Raw genomic sequence first — 17280 nt, forward strand, 5'->3', positions numbered from 1 at the left:
GCCGTCGCCGAGGCGTTCCCTAACAAGTGTTTGGTAGGTTAACGTACGACCCACACGCCGTCGAGAAGTCGGGGGAACGGGCCATGGACGCACCGCCCTACCTGCCGGGACACGGACTGCTGGCCGGCCGCACCGCCGTGATCACCGCCGCCGCCGGAGCCGGCATCGGCGGCGCCACCGCTCGCCGCTTCCTGGAGGAGGGGGCGCGCGTGGTGATCAGCGACGCCCACGCCCGCCGGCTGAAGGAGAGCGCCCACGCCCTCGCCGACGCGTTCGGACCCGACCGCGTAACCCACCTGACCTGCGACGTCACCGATGAGGAGCAGGTGGCCGCCCTCTTCTCACACGCCGAACAGAGCCACGGCGGCCTCGACATCGTCGTCAACAACGCGGGCCTCGGCGGCACCGCCGAACTCACCGAGATGACCGACGACCAGTGGACCAGGATCCTCGACGTCACCCTGAACGGCACCTTCCGCTGCACCCGCGCCGCCCTGCGCTCCCTCAAGGCCGCCGGAGCCGGAGGCGTCCTCGTCAACAACGCCTCCGTCGTCGGCTGGCGCGCCCAGCGCGGCCAGGCCCACTACGCCGCCGCCAAGGCCGGCGTCATGGCCCTCACCCGCTGCGCCGCCCTCGAAGCCGCCGACTACGGCGTACGCGTCAACGCCGTCGCCCCCAGCCTCGCCATGCACCCGCATCTCGCCAAGGTCACCTCCGCCGAACTCCTCGCCGAACTCACCGCGAAGGAGGCCTTCGGCCGGTACGCCGAACCCTGGGAGGTCGCCAACGTCATCGTCTTCCTCGCCAGCGGCTACTCCTCGTACATGACCGGCGAGATCGTCCCCGTCAGCAGCCAGCATGCGTGAACACGCAAGCCGTGGACGGACAATGGCCGGGTGCCTACCAAGAAGAAGCCCCAGGTGACCCCCACGCCGGAGCGACGCCGAGAACTGCTCGCCACCGCCGCCGAGGTCTTCGCCGCCCAGGGATACAACGCCACCACCGTCCGCCGGATCGCGGACGAGGCCGGGATGCTCGCGGGCAGCCTCTACTACCACTTCGATTCCAAGGAATCGATGATCGACGAGATCCTCTCCACCTTCCTCGACGAGCTCTGGCAGGGCTACGACGCGGTCCTGGCGGCCGGCCTCGGCCCCCGCGAGACCATCGAGGCCCTGGTCACCGAGTCCTTCCGGGAGATCGACCGGCACCGCCCCGCCGTCGCGATCTACCAGAAGGAGTCCAGACACCTCGCCACCCAGCCGCGCTTCGCCTACCTCGTCGACTCGCAGACCAGGTTCGAGAAGGCCTGGCTCGGCACCCTGGAACGCGGCGTCGCCGAAGGCGTCTTCCGCGACGACCTCGACATCCGCCTCACCTACCGCTTCGTCCGCGACACCGTCTGGGTCGCGGCCTCCTGGTACCGCCCCGGCGGACACCACAGCCCCGAGGAGATCGCCCGCCAGTACCTCTCGATGGTGCTCGACGGCATCGCCCTGCGTACGTAGCACCGTTCGCCCACCCCGAGCGCCCCGAGGAGCAGCAGCCATGACCGAGGCCTACATCGTCGAAGCGGTACGCACCCCCGTCGGGCGGCGCGGAGGAGGCCTCGGGGCCGCCCACCCCGCCGACCTCGGAGCCCATGTGCTGCGCGAGCTGATCGCCCGCTCGGGCGTCGACCCGGCCGCCGTCGAGGACGTCGTCTTCGGCTGCCTGGACACCGTCGGACCGCAGGCCGGCGACATCGCCCGTACGTCATGGCTCGCCGCCGGACTGCCCGAGGAGGTCCCCGGCGTCACCGTCGACCGGCAGTGCGGCTCCTCCCAGCAGGCCCTCCACTTCGCGGCCCAGGGCGTCCTCTCCGGCACCCAGGACCTCGTCGTGGCGGGCGGCACCCAGAACATGACCCAGATCCCCATCGCCTTCGCCTCCCGTCAGGCCGCCGAACCCCTCGGCCTCACCCAGGGGCCCTTCGCGGGCAGCGAGGGCTGGCGGGCCCGCTACGGCGACGCCCCCGTCAACCAGTTCCACGGCGCCCAGCTGATCGCCGAGAAGTGGGGCATCGGCCGCCGCGACATGGAGGAGTTCGCCCTTACTTCCCACCGGCGGGCGGTCCGCGCCGTCGACGAGGGCCGCTTCGCCCGCGAGACCGTCGCGTACGGGGACGTCACCGCGGACGAGGGGCCGCGCCGCGACACCACCCTGGAGAAGATGGCCGGCCTGAAGCCCGTCGTCGAGGGCGGCACCATCACCGCCGCCTGCTCCTCCCAGGTCTCCGACGGGGCCGCCGCCCTGCTCATCGCCTCCGAGCGGGCCGTCGCCGAACACGGCCTCACCCCACGGGCCCGCATCCACCACCTGTCCGTACGCGGTGAGGACCCGATCCGGATGCTCTCGGCCCCGATCCCCGCCACCGCGTACGCCCTGAAGAAGACCGGCCTCACCATCGACGCCATCGACCTCGTCGAGATCAACGAGGCGTTCGCCCCGGTCGTCCTCGCCTGGCTGAAGGAGACCGGCGCCGACCCCGAGCGGGTCAACGTCAACGGCGGGGCCATCGCCCTGGGCCACCCGCTCGGCGCGACCGGAGCCCGGCTCATGACCACCCTGCTCCACGAACTGGAACGCACCGGCGGCCGCTACGGGCTCCAGACGATGTGCGAGGGCGGCGGACAGGCCAACGTCACCATCGTCGAGCGGCTCTGAGATGCCCGGGCTCCGGGATGCCCGGCATACACCTTCCGGTCAGCCAGGTTTTCCCTCCGGCGGCGTGGCGTGATCCACCGCCGGAGGAGAGGACGTGCTAAGGTGTTTCCCGTTGCAGTTTTGGTACCCATGAACTTTATGTGCGCCTGACGGGAATGCTTCCTCAGGCGCATTATTGTTTTCCGGCTTTCTCCGGATGGGGCTCAATGCGGCGACTTGGAATCCGTAAAGTGCGGATTTCCGGCACTGCACCTCTTTTAGGAGAATGACATGGCTACTGGAACCGTGAAGTGGTTCAACTCGGAAAAGGGCTTCGGCTTCATCGAGCAGGACGGCGGCGGCGCCGACGTCTTCGCCCACTACTCCAACATCGCCACCTCGGGCTTCCGTGAGCTCCAGGAGGGCCAGAAGGTCTCCTTCGACGTCACGCAGGGCCAGAAGGGCCCGCAGGCGGAGAACATCGTCCCGGCCTAATTGCCGGACGCGTACCTCGCTGACCGGGGCCCGCACCGTGAAGGTGCGGGCCCCGGTTTGTGCTGTCCGAGCGACCACCCGTCGCAACAACCCGTTCTGTGCGCACATCCTGGGGGCGCACCCGGACGGCCGGGCCGGCACATCGCAGTAAACCCATTCGGCAGTTGCCCAGGAATCCCCCAGGAGGGCAATTCCGTATGACCAGCTCCGAACGCCAGGACCGCACCCCCCGCTCCCGTCCGGCCCGTGGCCGAGGCCGCGGCCAGGGGGCGGGCCCCCAGGCCGCCCCGAACGGCCGGGGCGGCGCACCCCGCTCCCGTAACCAGGGCGGTTCCAAGCCCTCGGCCCGCCGCAAGCCCGCTGTCGCACAGCCCGCCGAGTTCGCTCTGCCGGAGACCGTGACCCCCGCGCTGCCGTCCGTCGAGGCCTTCGCCGACCTGGACATGCCCGCCGGGCTGCTGAAGACCCTCGCCGCGCAGGGTGTCACCGAGCCGTTCCCGATCCAGGGCGCCACCCTGCCGAACTCGCTGGCCGGCCGCGACATCCTCGGCCGCGGGCGCACCGGCTCCGGCAAGACCCTCGCCTTCGGCCTGGCCCTGCTGGCCCGCACCGCGGGACGCCGCAGCGAGCCGCGCGCCCCGCTCGCCATGGTCCTCGTCCCCACCCGTGAGCTGGCCCAGCAGGTCACCGACGCGCTGACCCCGTACGCGACCGCCGTGAACCTGCGGATGGCCACCGTCGTCGGCGGCATGTCGATCACCAAGCAGTCCGCCACCCTGCGGCGCGGCGCCGAAGTCCTCGTCGCCACCCCGGGCCGGCTCAAGGACCTCATCGAGCGCGGCGACTGCCGCCTGGACGAGGTCTCCATCACCGTCCTCGACGAGGCCGACCAGATGGCCGACATGGGCTTCATGCCGCAGGTCGTCGCTCTGCTCAAGCAGGTCGAGGCGGACGGGCAGCGCATGCTGTTCTCCGCGACCCTCGACAAGAACATCGACCGGCTCGTCAAGATGTTCCTCACCGACCCGGTCGTGCACTCCGTCGACCCGTCCGCCGGTGCGGTCACCACGATGGAGCACCACGTGCTCCACGTCCTGGACGAGACCGACAAGAAGGCCGTCGCCACGAAGATCGCCGCCCGCGACGGCCGGGTGATCATGTTCGTCGACACCAAGCGCGCCGCCGACCGCTTCGCCAAGCGGCTGCTCGCCAGCGGTGTACGGGCGGCCGCCCTGCACGGCGGGCGCTCCCAGCCGCAGCGCAACCGGACGCTCGACCAGTTCAAGACCGGTGAGGTCACCGCGCTCGTCGCGACGAACGTCGCGGCCCGCGGCATTCACGTCGACGACCTCGACCTGGTCGTCAACGTGGACCCGCCGACCGACCACAAGGACTACCTCCACCGCGGCGGGCGCACGGCGCGCGCCGGGGAGTCCGGCAGCGTCGTCACGCTGGTGCTGCCCGAGGAGAAGCGCGAGATGACCCGGCTGATGCAGGACGCGGGCATCGCGCCGCGCACCACGCGGGTCACCTCCGGCGACGCGGAACTGAGCCGGATCACGGGCGCGCGTGAGCCGTCGGGCGTCGCGATCGTGATCGAGGTACCGCAGCCGACCCCGCCGAAGCAGAGGGCCCGGTCGGGCGGTTCGGCGGGATCGGGCGGGGGCGCGGTGCGCTCCGGCAGCCGGGGGCGGGGCCGGCGCGGGGCCGGCGGGACCGGCGGTGCTCAGGGTGCGCGTTCCGGTGGCGGTGCGGGGCGCTCGGGCGGCGAGGCTCGCGGCGCCGGCCGCTCCGGGGCGCCTGCGCGCGGCCGCCGGGCGGCGTAGGGCCATCTCAAGCCGTCCGGCGATTGAGGACCGGGGTCCGGGGCAGAGCCCCGACAGCCCCGGGCGGGGGCTCTGCCCTCAATCGCCTGACGGGCTGGAGTTCGCCGGCCCGGTCCGTGGCCTGGGCCAAAGGATGTCCTCAATCGCCGGACGGTCTTGACGGGGCGGCCCGGCCCGAAGACGGCCTCAATCGCCGGACGGGCTTGACGGGGCGGCCCGGTCGTCAGGCGTCGGGCCCAGGGCCGCCAAGGTCTCGTCCGCCTCCGTCAGGATCCGTGTCACCAGCCCCGCCACGCTCGGCAGATCCTCGATCAGGGCCGCCACCTGGCCGGAGGCCATGATGCCGAGGTCCGTGCGGCCCTCCACCATCGACGCCCTCAGCAGCATCGGGGCGTTCGCCGCCATCAGCACCTGGCTCCAGCTCAGCTTCTTTCCGTGCCGCATCGCCAGGCCGTCCCGGACCATGCCCCGTCGGCTCAGGCCGGACAGCCGGCGGAAGCGGGACGCCCGGCGCACCGCCCCGTACAGCGAACGCAGCCGGCCCGCGCCCTCCAGCTCCGCCACCATCTCCGTGCGGAGCATCCGGTGCGGCAGCCCGTCCACCGCCCGCGTCAGCGTGATGTCCTGGGCGGCCGCCGCGAGGTAGCGTGCCTTCACCGCGTCCGGGACCGTCGAGTCCGAGGTCAGCAGGAACCGGGTGCCCATCGCGATGCCCGCCGCCCCGTACGCCAGCGCCGCCACCAGCCCCCGGCCGTCGTGGAAGCCGCCCGCAGCGACCACCGGGATGTCCACCGCGTCGACCACCTGCGGCAGCAGCACCGTGGTGGCGACCTCCCCCGTGTGACCGCCGCCCTCGCCGCCCTGCACGATCACCGCGTCCGCGCCCCACGCCGCGACCTTCTCCGCGTGCCGCCGGGCCCCCACCGACGGGACGACGACCACGCCCGCGTCCTTCAGCTCCGCGATCAGCTCCTGCGACGGGGCGAGCGCGAACGACGCGACCCGTACACCCTCCTCGACGATGATCCGTACCCGCTCCCGGGCATCGCCCGCGTCCGCCCGCAGATTCACCCCGAACGGCGCGTCGGTCCGGGACCGCACCTCCCGTACGGCGGACCGCAGTTGCTCCGGCGTCATGGTCGCCGACGCCAGGATGCCCAGCGCCCCGGCCCGCGCGGTCGCGGTGACCAGGCGGGGGCCCGCCACCCAGCCCATCCCGGTCTGCACGATCGGGTGCCGGACGCCGACGAGGTCGGTCAGGGCGGTACGCATCAGGCCCCGACCTCCCGGTCCCGGGTGCGGGCCGGGTCGACGACCTCGCGGATCAGGGCGAGTTCGGCGGGGGAGGGGGCGCGGGTGTACGGGACGTCGGCGGGGACCGTGAGCGGGAAGCCCGTCGCCTCGCGGACCCTTTCCACGGTGACGCCCGGGTGGACCGAGGCCAGCCGCATCGAACGGTCCGGCGTCGCGAAGTCGAAGACCCCGAGATCGCTGACGACCCGGGGGATGCGGTGGAAGCGCGTGGCCGAGGGGCCCGCCGCCGCCGCCCGGTCGTGGCCGACCCCGCAGACCATGTCGACGCGCTCGACGAAGACCCGGGGCGAGTGCCGGGGGATCCAGTAACTCACCGGGTTGTTGAGGGTGTTGACCGGTGCTCCGCGTACGCCCAGGAGCTGGCGGGCCGGTTGCTCCCAGTCGCCGATGCAGGAGATGTTCTGGTTGCCGAAGCGGTCGATCTGGCTCGCGCCCATCATCACGTGCCGCCGCCCCCCGGTCACCAGGGCCAGATGTCTGCGGTACGGGAGCCAGCCCTCCGGCTCGCCGTCCGGGCCGACGAGCGTCGCCTCACCGTCCGTGAGCAGCAGGTCGGGCGCGAAGCTCAGCCGGGCCAGCCGCGCGCCGACGGACGGCACCGCGCCCATCGGACTGGCCAGGATCTCACCGTCGCCCCGCCAGGTCTCCGCGCAGGCGATCACGCAGTACTCGGCACGGGTCGCGGCCGCCGTGGTGGCCTCGCCGCCGGGTGCGTTCATTTCTGCTCCTCGTGCCAGGCGCGGACCGCCTGCTGGTAGCCCTTCTCGTCGCCGTCCGGCGGCAGGAAGCGGGCCGCGAACTCGGCCCAGGCGGCGGGATCGGCCGCCGCCGTCGCGTACGCCTTCTGAAACGGCTCGTCGCGCGGGTGGTCGGGGACGCAGGAGGTGAAGTGCGCCCCGCCCGGCGTCTCCACGACACCGGTGACGGCGTGCCGTTGGACGAGGAGGGTCGGCAGCGGCCGCCCGCCCTCCGTCAACTCCCGTGTGTCCACCATGCGTTCGCAGGAGACGTATGCCGCGTCCGCCGCCTCGCAGAACAGGTCGTCGAAGTACGGGTCGGGGCCCAGGTACTGGCCGTTGCCGAGCCGGTCCGCCCGGTTGAGGTGGACCAGCGCCGCGTCCATCCGCAGGGCGGGCGCCGCCACGAACTCCTCGCCGTCCTCGTACGGTGAAGTCACCGTGCGCAGATCGGGGTTGACCCGCATCACGTCCGAGCCGAGCCCGGCCCGCACCGGCAGGAACGGCAGTCGGTTCGCCGCCGCGTGCAGTCCCCACATGAACATCGCCTCGTCGATCTCCGTCAGCGCGAACGCCCCGCGCTGCCGGGCCGCCCGGTAGTGCGGCTCCAGCGGGATCGAGTCGAGCGTCACGAACGCCGTGACCAGACGGCGGATCCGCCCCGCCGCCGCCAGCAGGCCGACGTCCGGGCCACCGTAGGAGATCACCGTGAGATCGGTGACCGATGACCGGAGCAGTGCCCTGACCAGCGCCATCGGCTTGCGGCGCGAGCCCCAGCCGCCGATCCCGACCGTCATCCCGCTGCTCAGCCGGCCGACGACCTCCTCGGGCGTCATCGACTTGTCGCGCCGCTGCGGGGGAGTGGTCACGGTCGGGCCTCCTTGCCGAAGGTGTCGCGGACCCGGGCAGCGGTCCCGGCGAGGTTCGCCTCGAAGGTGAACCCCTGCTCGAAGCGGTAGCTGCGTTGTACGTCGACGGGGTCGATGCCGTTCAGTGCGGCCTTGGCCAGCCGCAGCAGATGACCGTCCTTGGCGGCGATCTCGTCCGCCAACTCCAGCGCGGCAGCCATCAGTCGCCCGCCCGGGACCACCCGCCAGACCGATCCGTGGGCAAGCAGCTCGGCGGCGGTGACCGTGCGCGAGGTGTAGTACAGCGTGCGCATCAGGTGCTGCGGCACCAGCCGGGCGAGATGGGTCGCGGCGCCGAGCGCGCCCCGGTCCAGCTCCGGCAGGCCGAAGACCGCGTCCTCGCTCGCGACGATCGCGTCGGCGTTCCCGACGAGGCCGATACCGCCGCCCAGACAGAAGCCCCGCACCGCCGCGACGACCGGGACCTCGCACGCGTACACCGCTGCGAACGCCTCGGCGCAGCCCCGGTTGGCGCCGATCAGCGCCTTGTGTCCCGGATCACGCTGCAACTCCTTGATGTCGACGCCCGCGTTGAAGCCGCGCCCGGCGGCGGCCAGGACGACGCAGCGCACCTGCGGGTCACGGCCCGCCGCCCGGACGGCGTCGGCCAGGTCGTACCAGCCCTGCACGGGCAGCGCGTTGACGGGCGGACGGTCGACGGTGACGACGCGGACGCCGTGGTTCCCGGGGGGCGACGCGGTGGAGACAGTCATCGGAGGATCAGCTACCTTTCCACCAAACGTTTGTTAGGTGGACGGTAGCAGGCGCCCCGCCCGCCAACCAGGCCCACTTCCAGGGGAGATGAGATGACCGCACCCACCGCACACCGTGCCGGACTCTGCGCGGGCCGGGTCGTCGCCGTCACCGGCGCCGGGCGGGGGCTCGGCCGGGCCCACGCGCTGGCGTTCGCCGCCGAAGGGGCACGGGTCGTCGTCAACGACCTCGGCGTCCGACCGGACGGCAGCGGGGGCGGGGGCTCCGACGGACCGGCCCGTGAGGTCGCCGAGGAGATCGTGGCGGCGGGCGGCGAGGCCGTCGTCCACGGCGGCGACATCGCCACCGCCGCAGGCGCGGCCTCCCTCGTCACCACCGCCCTGGACGCCTTCGGCCGCCTCGACACCCTCGTCAACAACGCGGGCTTCCTGCGGGACCGGATGCTCGTCAACCTGGACGAGGACGACTGGGACGCGGTGATGCGCGTTCACCTCAAAGGTCACTTCCTGCCTCTGAAACACGCCGCCGCCCACTGGCGGGCCGAGGCCAAGGCGGGCCGCCCACCGGTCGCCCGGGTGATCAACACCAGCTCCGGCGCCGGACTCCTCGGCAGCGTCGGCCAGAGCAACTACGCGGCGGCCAAGGCCGGAATCGTCGCCCTGACCCTGGTCGCGGCGGCCGAACTGGGCCGGTACGGAGTCCAGGTCAACGCCCTCGCCCCGGCCGCCCGGACCCGGATGACCGAGCAAGCCTTCGCCGCGACCATGGCGGCCCCGGGGGAGGGCGCGTTCGACGCGATGGCCCCCGCGAACGTCTCGCCCCTCGTCGTCTGGCTCGGGTCCGCTTCGAGCGACGGGGTGACGGGCCGTGTCTTCGAGGCCGAGGCGGGCCGCATCACCGTCATGGAGGGCTGGCGCCCCGGCCCCACCGACGACCGGGGCGCGCTCAGGTCACCGGCCGAGGCGGGCGGGACGGTGCGCCGACTGCTGGCGGAGGCGGCGGAGCCGGGGCGGGTCTACGGGGCGTCCTGAGGGGAGTGACGTGGGGCCCGTCGTCCGTGCCGGGAAACCCGCTTGCGGGAGCCGTCCCGTACCGGACACCCTCGCAGCACACGACGAACAGGAACAGGGCCCGAACCGATGAACGAGTTCTGCTGGATGGACCTCAAGACCCACGACCCGTCCGGCACCGCCGCCTTCTTCTCCTCGGTGCTGGGCTGGGACTTCGCCGTGGACGAGGAGGACCGGCGGCGGGCCGTCACGATCTCTGCCTCAGGCGCCCGGATCGGAGGGGTGAGCGACCTCGCCCAGCCGGTGTACCCGCCCGGAACACCGCCGCACATCGCCTACTACCTCGCCGCCGACGACGTGGACCACCGTACGGCTGTGGCGGTCGAGAACGGAGCGCGGATCGTCCTCCCGCCCTTCGACGCGGGGGACCAGGGCCGGATCGCCACGCTGATCGACCCGGTGGGCGCGGCCTTCTCCCTCTGGCAGCGGCAGAAGCCCACCGGATGGCCGACGCCCGCCACGGTCGCCGCCGGCCCTCACCGTACGGTCCTGGCCTGCGAAGACCCCGGGCTGGCCCGGCGGTTCTACGCCGCCACGATCGGCGCACCCCTCGGCCGGGCCGACTTCCGCGCAGCCGCCCCAGGCCCGGCCGCCGCCGGCTCCGCTCCCCGGTGGGAGTTGGCCATCGGCGTGGACGACCTGGACGGTGTGATCCGGCGCGCCCGCGCCCACGGGCAGGAACCCGCCACCCTCCCCGGGGAGGAGGACGGCCGTCGTGCCGTGCGGCTGCGCAGCCCGGAAGGGCTGACGTTCCGGGTCCAGGAGGACGGCCGGATGCCCGTCTTCCTGGAGACCGACCGGCTCGTCCTGCGCCCGGTCACCGCCGCCGACGCCCCCGACCTGCTCGCCCTCGACAACGACCCCGCCGTCATGCGGTACATCAACGGCGGCCGGCCCACCAGCCCCGAGGACATCCGGGACCGGACCCTGCCGAGGCTCCTCCACCACTACCCGTGCACCGGGACCCGCGGCTACTGGGCCGCGCGGCGGAAGGACACCGGGGCCTTTCTGGGCTGGTTCGGACTCCGGCCGCTGGACGACCACGACCCCGCCGTCGTCGAGCTCGGCTACCGGCTGAACCGGGCCGCCTGGGGCCGCGGTCACGCCACCGAGGGGGCGCGGGCCCTGGTCGACAAGGGGTTCACCGACCTCGGGGTCCAGCGGGTCACCGCCAACACCATGGCGGTCAACACGGGATCCCGGCGCGTGATGGAGAAGGCGGGGCTTACCTTCCTCCGGGCCTACACCGAGGACTGGCCGGAGGTCATCGAGGGCTCCGAACACGGCGACGTGGAATACGAACTCACCCGGGATGTGTGGGAGCGGAGCCGATAGCCGCCGGCCGACATGCGGGGGCGGCCCGGGCGGTGACTACGCCGGTGCGCCCAGCAGGGCCGCGATCTCGCCGTGGCCCGTGTGCTGGTCCACGCCCGCCGACGGCGCCCCGTCCCGGAGCAGCTCCACCGCTGTCGTCTCCTCGCCGTCGCGCCGGTCGTGGAGCGTCACCGTCTCGATGCCGGAGCCGTACATCTCCTCCAGCCGCAGCAGCAGCTCCCGCTCCGGATCGAGTCCGGCGATGCGCCGCGCCTCGGCCAGCGCCAGGGCGACCGCGGGCTCCTGCCCCTTCGCGCCCGCGCCGTGCGCGAGCAGCGCCCGTACCGTGCGCAGGGATCCGCGCTGGGCCGCCAGCACCAGCATCGACTCCCCCTGCGGGCCCGGCAGCAGCGGGTCCGCGCCATGGGCGAGGAGCAGCTCCACCGTCGCGGAGTGCCCCAGGCCGACCGCCCACCGCAGCGCCGTGAAGCCGAACTCCTCACGCAGATCCGGCCGGGCCCCGGCGGACAGCAGCGCCTCCACCACCTCGGTGTGGCCGCCGCACGCCGCCCCGCACAGCGGCAGGTCGCTCGCCCGGGGGCCGCTCGCCCGGTCGGGGTCGGCCCCGGCGGCGAGCAGCAGGCGTACCGCTTCCAGGCGGTCCTGGACCGACGCCAGATAGAGCGCCGTCGTGCCCTCCTCGTCGCTCGACTCGGCCCGCGCACCCGCGCGCAGGGCCCGTACGACCGCGTTCTCGTCCTCGTACAGCGCGTCGAACAGGCATGGTTCGTCCCTGATCGGCTCGTTCGTCATGCTTCGATCCTACGGGGGGCCGCCGACTGCGCCCCGGCTCAGGTGTCGCACTCCAGAGCGGTCCGGCACAGCCCGCAGCGCGCGGTGAACCGGCCCCGGACGGGGACCCGGATGCGCTGGTGGCAGGTGGGGCAGGGGAAGGAGACGCGCGGACCGCCGTCGCCGGTCTCGAAGGCGTACGGAACGTTCGGGTCCGGGGCGGTGCCGGGGTGGTCCTGGGCGTACCGGCGGTCCTTGGCGTAGCGGCGGCGGCCCGCCCAGCCCGCGGCGGTCAGCGGCGGCCGGCGCAGATCCCGCAGCGCCCGCTCCCGGCCCTTGGTGTACGCGGTGTACGCCTGGGGGCTGGTGAACCACGGCGAGGGGTCCTCGTCGAAGGCGAACGCCCGCTTGGCCAGGACGTATCCGAACTCCTCCGGGGTGAGGTAGCCCAGCTTCTGACGGGAGGTGGCGTCCTCCCGGAACGCGTCCAGCAGCAGCCAGCCCGCGCCGAGGTAGGCCGTCGTGGTGTCGGTCAGGATCTCGTTGGCGCGGGTCCCGGGGAACTCCAGGCCGAGCCGGTGCAGCAGCACATGGGTGACCTCGTGCGCGAGCGCCGCCCCGATGTCCCTGCGGTGGGTGCGGAAGCGGTCGTTGAGCTCGATGAAGTACTCGGGGCCCGCGGTGAGTTCCACGCTCGCCGCGTGCTCCATAGCCCGGAAGCCGACGATCATGCGGGCCTCGGGCAGATGGAGGTGCTGGACCAGGGAGCGCGCCACCCGCTGGGCTCCCAGGTGCAGATCGTCCTGGTCCGCGAACGCGGCGTCGGCGGGCGGGAGGCTGGTGGCGTAGGCGTGGACGCCGTCCGCGGAGAGCCGGCGGTAGAGCGCGGTGATGGCGGAGCGGACCGTGTCCAGATGCGGAAAACCATGGACGACGGGTGCGCCCGGAGGGCTGTTCGCCACGTCGGAACCCCCCATCCGCGACGGTCGACGGACCTCCACTGTATGCCGGGCCGGAAACCCGCCGATGATCTTGGCTGAAAAGTGCGCCTTGTGGCAGCGGTCACCCGGCACCGATAATCGGATTGTTCTTGTCAGGTACATGGCGAATCCGGCTTCGGTGCCGGAGACCGTCACCCCGGTCGGGACATGCGTGCCGGACCGCGCAACCCCACAGCAGCACCGGAATCCCGCGTACCGGAAACCCCGAGTACCAGGACTCCTGCACCACAACGCAGCAGCGCAACCTCCCACAGCAACCCCCCACACGAAATCCCCCCACGAAAGAAGGCCTCCGTGAAGCTTCTGAGCGTGCTGAAAAGGTGTTCCGTCGCCATAGCCGCCGTCGCCCTCGCGACCGTCAGCCTCCAGCCCGCCGCCGCGGCCCCCCAGCCGATCGTCGGCGGAGAACGCGCCGAACAGGGCGAGTTCCCCTTCATGGTCCGGCTCTCCATGGGCTGCGGAGGTGCGCTCTACGCCCAGGACATCGTCCTCACCGCCGCCCACTGCGTGGACGGTTCGGGCAACGACACCTCGATCACCGTCACCGGCGGTGTCGCCGACCTCCAGTCGCCCGACGCCGTCGAGGTCCAGTCCACCAAGGTCCTGCAAGCCCCCGGCTACAACGGCACCGGCAAGGACTGGGCGCTGATCAAGCTCGCCCAGCCGATCGACCAGCCCACCCTCAAGATCGCCACCGACGACACCTACGACGAGGGCACCTTCACCGTCGCGGGCTGGGGCGCCGACCGCGAGGGCGGCAGCCAGCAGCGCCACCTGCTGAAGGCCGACGTGCCGTTCGTCTCCGACGCCGACTGCTCGTCCGCCTACGGCGGCGACCTCGTCGCCGACGAGGAGATCTGCGCCGGCCTCCTCGGCACCGGCGGCGTCGACAGCTGCCAGGGCGACTCCGGCGGCCCGATGTTCCGCAAGGACGACTCCGACGAGTGGGTCCAGGTCGGCATCGTCAGCTGGGGCCAGGGCTGCGCCCGCCCCGACTACCCGGGCGTCTACGCCCAGGTCTCGCACTTCGCCGGTGACATCGCCTCCGCGGCCGACTCGCTCTGACCTCCCTAAGGCGTGTCCGGCCGCCGGTCACCGCACGTCCGGCCGGTGATCACGGCTGAACCACCCCGGGAGCGCCCGCACGAACGGGCGCTCCCGGACCCAGTTCCACCCGCGGCGCGCCCGCCTCCTCCAGCTCCAGCACCCACACCTCGTTGACGCCCTCGCGGAGCACCGGACCCGGCACGTACAGGGTCCGCTGCGGGCCCGCCGACCAGTACCGGCCCAGGCAGAAGCCGTTCACCCACACGAAGCCGCGCGTCCAGCCCGGCAGTTCGAGACCGGCGTGATCGACCCCCCGTACGCTCCCGGCCGTGAACGTCCCCCGGAACAGGCCCGTCCGCCCCGCGTCTCCCGCCCCCGCGGCGGCCTCCACCGGACCGAACGGGACCGCCGCCACCGCGTCCGCCGCCTCGAAGGCGTCCAGCCGCAGCGCCCGGGCCCGTACCCCGTGCAGATACTGCCGCTCGTGCAGCACCCCGCCCGTGACGCCCTTCGGCTCACCCAACCGCGGCCCGTAGTTGACCCGGCCCAGCGACTCCACCCACAGCTCGACCTCCGCCGGACCCGCCACCGGCTCCGGCAGCGGCCCGGACTCCTCGGTCAGCACCCCGGCCCGCACCCCGTCCACGTACACCACCGCCCGGTCCCGCAGCCCCGAGGCCCCCAGCGGATACGCCTCGCGCGGCCCCGGCACCGCCACCCGGTAGCGCACCAGGCCCCGGTCCACGCCCAGCTCCTCGAAGGTCGGCGGCACCCCCGACTCCGCCGTCTCCGGATCGCCCAGCGCCTCCAGTACGTCCCCGAGCCCGGCCCACCCGTCCAGCTCCACCCGCACCGGACCGGCCAGGCCCTTCGGCTCCGGCGGCAGCGCGGGCAACGGCCCCTCGGCGTACCCCTCCAGGACCTCCCGGAACAACCGGAACTTCTCCGTGGCCCGCCCGTACTCGTCGACCGGGGCGTCGTAGTCGTACGACGTCACCGTCGGCCGGAACGCCCCGTCCTGCAACGGGCCACCGCGGTTCGCCCCGGCCCAGCCGCCGAAATTCGTCCCCCCGTGCGCCATGTAGACGTTCACCGACGCCCCGCACTCCAGGATCTCCCGCAGCGCCCCGGCCGCCTGCTCCGGATCCCGCAGCACCGGTTCGGCCCCCCAGTGGTCGAACCAGCCGCACCAGAACTCCATGCACATCAACGGGCCCTTCGGCTGATGCCGGCGCAGCACCTCGAAGCCCTCCCGCGCCCCCGAACCGAAGTTCGCCGTCGCGAGGAGCCCCGGCACCGAACCACCGGTCAGCATGTGGTCCTCCGGGCCGTCCGACGTGAACAGCGGAACCGTAACCCCGCACTGCCGCAACAGCCCCGCCAGCCACTCCAGATACGCCGCGTCGCTGCCGTAACTCCCGTACTCGTTCTCCGCCTGGACGAGGATCACCGGACCGCCCCGGCCGGTCTGCCGTCGCACCACCTGCGGCAGCAGTTGCCGGAACCACCGCTCCACCACCGCGCGGTACTCCGCGTCCCGGGTCCGCACCCGCCGCCCGAACCTGCCCGTCACCCACACCGGAAGACCGCCGTTCTCCCACTCGGCGCAGATGTACGGCCCCGGCCGCACGATCGCCCACAGCCCCGCCCGCTCCACCGCGTCCAGGAACCGGCCGAGCGCCCCCACATCCCGGACCTCGCCCTCCCGGGCCTCGTGCAGATTCCACGGTACGTACGTCTCGACGCAGTTCAGCCCCATCGCGGCGAGCATCGCCAGCCGGTGCTCCCACTGCTCCTCGTGCACCCGGAAGTAGTGCAGGGCGCCCGACAGCAGCCGTACGGGCTTCCCGTCGAACCGGAAGCCGTCGTCCCCCACGGTGAAGTCGGTCATCGCGCTCGTACGCTCCTGTGCCCGGCCGCACCCGCGGCCCTCCGGTGAATCGGTCCGACCACCTTCACCTCTGGCGCGCACCGGGTCCATGGACAAAGATCGCTGCTGATTGGACACAACGCGCAGGACATCGGACACGACGCGCAGGACGACGTGCGCGGAAAGGAGGAGCGGGATGCCGACCTACCACACCTGGATGCGCTTCTTCACGCCGAGCCCGCTCCACCACCGGCTGGGCCTCGTCTGCCTCGGCGTCGGCCTCCAGCACGGCGCGCTGCCCACCGTCGGACCCCGCACCCTCGACCACCACGTCGCCGTGGTCGTCAACTCCGGCACCGGCTGGTTCAAGGGCACCGACGGCCGCCGCACCCCCGTCACCGGCCCCAGCCTGATCTGGCTGACCCCCGGCACCCCCCACCACTACGGCGCCGACCCCGGCACCGGCTGGGACGAGAGCTTCGTCGACTTCACCGGCCCCGCCACCGCCACGTACACCGAACTCGGCTACATCGAGCCCGACCGCCCCCTCGTCCCGCTCTCCGACACCGCCGCCCCGCGCGCCGCCGTCGGCCGCATCGTGCGCGCCGCCCGGCGAGGCAACCCCCTCCTGGAGGTGGAGACCGGGGCAGCCGTCCACGAACTCCTCGTCTCGCTCCGCCGCGCCCGCGCCGACATCGGGCCCGACGGCGACCCGGTGCTCCAGGCGCTGGCCCGCGACGCGTACCAGCCGCTCACCGTCGCCGAGCACGCCTCCCGGCACGGTATGACCCCCGCCGAACTGCGCACCGCCGTACGGCGCGGAGCCGGCTGCAGCCCCAAGGACTATCTGCTCGGCATCCGCCTCGGCCGGGCCAAGGAACTCCTCGCCGCCACCGACCTGCCGGTCGCCGCCGTGGCCCGCCGCGTCGGCTACGACGACCCCGCCTACTTCTCCCGGCTCTTCGCCCGCCGGGTCGGCACCGCACCCGTCCGCTTCCGCGAACAGCAGGGCCGCAGCGTGCCCGGCGGCTGGAGCGACCGGGTGCCCGATCCGGACGACCCACCCACGATCACCACATGAGCGCGGCCGTCTAAGCTCGCTGACCATGAGCACGAGCGAAATCGACCCGTCCGTCCAGGCCGAGCTGAACCGGCTGCGCGAGAGCATCGACAACATCGACGCCGCCGTCGTCCACATGCTGGCCGAGCGCTTCAAGGCCACCCAGCAGGTCGGCCGCCTCAAGGCGGACCACAGGCTGCCGCCCGCCGACCCGGCCCGCGAGACCCGTCAGATCGCCCGGCTCCGGCAGCTGGCGCAGAGCGCGAACCTGGACCCGGCGTTCGCCGAGAAGCTGCTGAACTTCATCATCGCCGAGGTGATCCGTCACCACGAGCGCATCGCCGACGAAGCGGGGAACGGCGACGACCAGGCCGGGCACGCGTCGGGCACGCCGGGCACGGCGGGAACCACCGCCGGAGCCTGACCGCCCGCCCGTCCGCCCAGGGA

The 17280-nt window shown here is 72.9% G+C and carries 17 protein-coding genes and 1 pseudogene; 11 read left to right on the forward strand and 7 right to left on the reverse strand.

The genetic code is table 11. The annotated features are described in order from the left end of the window. The first annotated feature begins 83 nt into the window (after positions 1 to 83). The 5 genes from AC0VY3_RS10285 (at position 84) to AC0VY3_RS10305 (ending at position 5006) form a co-directional block, all read left to right on the forward strand. On the forward strand, positions 84 to 866 hold the full coding sequence (locus tag AC0VY3_RS10285) for an SDR family oxidoreductase (RefSeq protein ID WP_242740543.1): 783 nt from the start codon (positions 84 to 86) through the stop codon (positions 864 to 866). A gap of 30 nt (positions 867 to 896) precedes the next feature. Then, positions 897 to 1508: a TetR/AcrR family transcriptional regulator gene (locus tag AC0VY3_RS10290; RefSeq protein ID WP_242740545.1), complete on the forward strand. Its 612-nt coding sequence runs from the start codon at positions 897 to 899 to the stop codon at positions 1506 to 1508. Between the two features lie 40 nt (positions 1509 to 1548). Continuing rightward, the gene (locus AC0VY3_RS10295) at positions 1549 to 2706 is read left to right on the forward strand and encodes an acetyl-CoA C-acetyltransferase (RefSeq protein WP_103511723.1); all 1158 of its coding nucleotides are present in this window, start codon (positions 1549 to 1551) and stop codon (positions 2704 to 2706) included. A 270-nt stretch (positions 2707 to 2976) separates the two neighbouring features. After that, entirely contained in the window at positions 2977 to 3180 is a 204-nt protein-coding gene (locus tag AC0VY3_RS10300) for a cold-shock protein (protein ID WP_003969786.1), read from the forward strand. Between the two features lie 197 nt (positions 3181 to 3377). Next, positions 3378 to 5006, forward strand: coding sequence for a DEAD/DEAH box helicase (locus tag AC0VY3_RS10305; RefSeq protein ID WP_475549460.1), 1629 nt, complete (start codon positions 3378 to 3380; stop codon positions 5004 to 5006). Positions 5007 to 5192: 186 nt separating this feature from the next. Here the strand turns inward: AC0VY3_RS10305 and AC0VY3_RS10310 are convergent, their stop codons facing one another. The 4 genes from AC0VY3_RS10310 to AC0VY3_RS10325 are packed head-to-tail and all read right to left on the reverse strand — an operon-like array spanning position 5193 to position 8678. Further along, the gene (locus tag AC0VY3_RS10310; RefSeq protein ID WP_475549461.1) at positions 5193 to 6278 is read right to left on the reverse strand and encodes an NAD(P)H-dependent flavin oxidoreductase; all 1086 of its coding nucleotides are present in this window, start codon (positions 6276 to 6278) and stop codon (positions 5193 to 5195) included. Further along, the gene (locus AC0VY3_RS10315) at positions 6278 to 7039 is read right to left on the reverse strand and encodes a CoA-transferase subunit beta (RefSeq protein WP_475549462.1); all 762 of its coding nucleotides are present in this window, start codon (positions 7037 to 7039) and stop codon (positions 6278 to 6280) included. Before AC0VY3_RS10315 ends, AC0VY3_RS10310 begins: the two co-directional genes overlap by 1 nt. Next, complete coding sequence (locus AC0VY3_RS10320; RefSeq protein WP_475549463.1) at positions 7036 to 7926, reverse strand: CoA transferase subunit A; 891 nt, start codon at positions 7924 to 7926, stop codon at positions 7036 to 7038. The genes AC0VY3_RS10315 and AC0VY3_RS10320 overlap by 4 nt, the downstream gene beginning before the upstream one ends. Then, a complete protein-coding gene (locus AC0VY3_RS10325; protein WP_103507797.1) occupies positions 7923 to 8678 on the reverse strand; it encodes an enoyl-CoA hydratase family protein in 756 nt (251 codons plus the stop codon). The genes AC0VY3_RS10320 and AC0VY3_RS10325 overlap by 4 nt, the downstream gene beginning before the upstream one ends. Positions 8679 to 8771: 93 nt before the next feature. Between AC0VY3_RS10325 and AC0VY3_RS10330 the strand changes: the two genes are divergently transcribed. The 3 genes and pseudogenes from AC0VY3_RS10330 to AC0VY3_RS10340 all read left to right on the forward strand — a co-directional run bounded on the left by AC0VY3_RS10330 (position 8772) and on the right by AC0VY3_RS10340 (position 11084). Continuing rightward, positions 8772 to 9710 carry an SDR family oxidoreductase gene (locus tag AC0VY3_RS10330; protein ID WP_475549464.1) on the forward strand — a complete coding sequence of 313 codons (939 nt, stop codon included), beginning with the start codon at positions 8772 to 8774 and terminating at the stop codon, positions 9708 to 9710. 126 nt (positions 9711 to 9836) lie between these two features. Next, a pseudogene (locus AC0VY3_RS10335) lies at positions 9837 to 10157 on the forward strand (VOC family protein); the annotation flags it as partial. A gap of 366 nt (positions 10158 to 10523) precedes the next feature. Continuing rightward, complete coding sequence (locus AC0VY3_RS10340; RefSeq protein ID WP_308462555.1) at positions 10524 to 11084, forward strand: GNAT family N-acetyltransferase; 561 nt, start codon at positions 10524 to 10526, stop codon at positions 11082 to 11084. Between the two features lie 36 nt (positions 11085 to 11120). Here AC0VY3_RS10340 and AC0VY3_RS10345 read toward each other — a convergent pair whose 3' ends face one another. Next, the gene (locus AC0VY3_RS10345) at positions 11121 to 11876 is read right to left on the reverse strand and encodes an ankyrin repeat domain-containing protein (RefSeq protein ID WP_475549465.1); all 756 of its coding nucleotides are present in this window, start codon (positions 11874 to 11876) and stop codon (positions 11121 to 11123) included. Positions 11877 to 11914: 38 nt separating this feature from the next. Next, entirely contained in the window at positions 11915 to 12832 is a 918-nt protein-coding gene (locus tag AC0VY3_RS10350; protein WP_103507800.1) for a hypothetical protein, read from the reverse strand. A gap of 318 nt (positions 12833 to 13150) precedes the next feature. Here AC0VY3_RS10350 and AC0VY3_RS10355 point away from each other — a divergent pair, with 318 nt between their 5' ends. Further along, positions 13151 to 13921, forward strand: coding sequence for a S1 family peptidase (locus AC0VY3_RS10355; RefSeq protein WP_103507801.1), 771 nt, complete (start codon positions 13151 to 13153; stop codon positions 13919 to 13921). 49 nt (positions 13922 to 13970) lie between these two features. Here AC0VY3_RS10355 and AC0VY3_RS10360 read toward each other — a convergent pair whose 3' ends face one another. Beyond that, positions 13971 to 15794, reverse strand: coding sequence for a glycoside hydrolase family 35 protein (locus AC0VY3_RS10360; protein WP_475549466.1), 1824 nt, complete (start codon positions 15792 to 15794; stop codon positions 13971 to 13973). A 175-nt stretch (positions 15795 to 15969) separates the two neighbouring features. Here AC0VY3_RS10360 and AC0VY3_RS10365 point away from each other — a divergent pair, with 175 nt between their 5' ends. Both AC0VY3_RS10365 and AC0VY3_RS10370 read left to right on the forward strand, forming a co-directional pair. Continuing rightward, positions 15970 to 16854: an AraC family transcriptional regulator gene (locus AC0VY3_RS10365; RefSeq protein WP_103507803.1), complete on the forward strand. Its 885-nt coding sequence runs from the start codon at positions 15970 to 15972 to the stop codon at positions 16852 to 16854. 25 nt (positions 16855 to 16879) lie between these two features. Beyond that, a complete protein-coding gene (locus AC0VY3_RS10370; protein WP_475549467.1) occupies positions 16880 to 17257 on the forward strand; it encodes a chorismate mutase in 378 nt (125 codons plus the stop codon). The last annotated feature ends 23 nt before the right edge of the window (positions 17258 to 17280 follow it).

This window comes from Streptomyces sp. iso_384, from assembly GCF_056172905.1.

Bases quoted from the DNA above. Each gene is read 5' to 3' on its own strand.
- AC0VY3_RS10340 (WP_308462555.1), top strand. From the start codon at position 10,524: ATGCCCGTCTTCCTGGAGACCGACCGGCTCGTCCTGCGCCCGGTCACC.
- AC0VY3_RS10330 (WP_475549464.1), top strand. From the start codon at position 8,772: ATGACCGCACCCACCGCACACCGTGCCGGACTCTGCGCGGGCCGGGTC.
- AC0VY3_RS10345 (WP_475549465.1), bottom strand. From the start codon at position 11,876: ATGACGAACGAGCCGATCAGGGACGAACCATGCCTGTTCGACGCGCTG.
- AC0VY3_RS10350 (WP_103507800.1), bottom strand. From the start codon at position 12,832: ATGGGGGGTTCCGACGTGGCGAACAGCCCTCCGGGCGCACCCGTCGTC.
- AC0VY3_RS10305 (WP_475549460.1), top strand. From the start codon at position 3,378: ATGACCAGCTCCGAACGCCAGGACCGCACCCCCCGCTCCCGTCCGGCC.
- AC0VY3_RS10365 (WP_103507803.1), top strand. From the start codon at position 15,970: ATGCCGACCTACCACACCTGGATGCGCTTCTTCACGCCGAGCCCGCTC.
- AC0VY3_RS10315 (WP_475549462.1), bottom strand. From the start codon at position 7,039: ATGAACGCACCCGGCGGCGAGGCCACCACGGCGGCCGCGACCCGTGCC.
- AC0VY3_RS10295 (WP_103511723.1), top strand. From the start codon at position 1,549: ATGACCGAGGCCTACATCGTCGAAGCGGTACGCACCCCCGTCGGGCGG.
- AC0VY3_RS10370 (WP_475549467.1), top strand. From the start codon at position 16,880: ATGAGCACGAGCGAAATCGACCCGTCCGTCCAGGCCGAGCTGAACCGG.
- AC0VY3_RS10310 (WP_475549461.1), bottom strand. From the start codon at position 6,278: ATGCGTACCGCCCTGACCGACCTCGTCGGCGTCCGGCACCCGATCGTG.
- AC0VY3_RS10285 (WP_242740543.1), top strand. From the start codon at position 84: ATGGACGCACCGCCCTACCTGCCGGGACACGGACTGCTGGCCGGCCGC.
- AC0VY3_RS10325 (WP_103507797.1), bottom strand. From the start codon at position 8,678: ATGACTGTCTCCACCGCGTCGCCCCCCGGGAACCACGGCGTCCGCGTC.
- AC0VY3_RS10300 (WP_003969786.1), top strand. From the start codon at position 2,977: ATGGCTACTGGAACCGTGAAGTGGTTCAACTCGGAAAAGGGCTTCGGC.
- AC0VY3_RS10360 (WP_475549466.1), bottom strand. From the start codon at position 15,794: ATGACCGACTTCACCGTGGGGGACGACGGCTTCCGGTTCGACGGGAAG.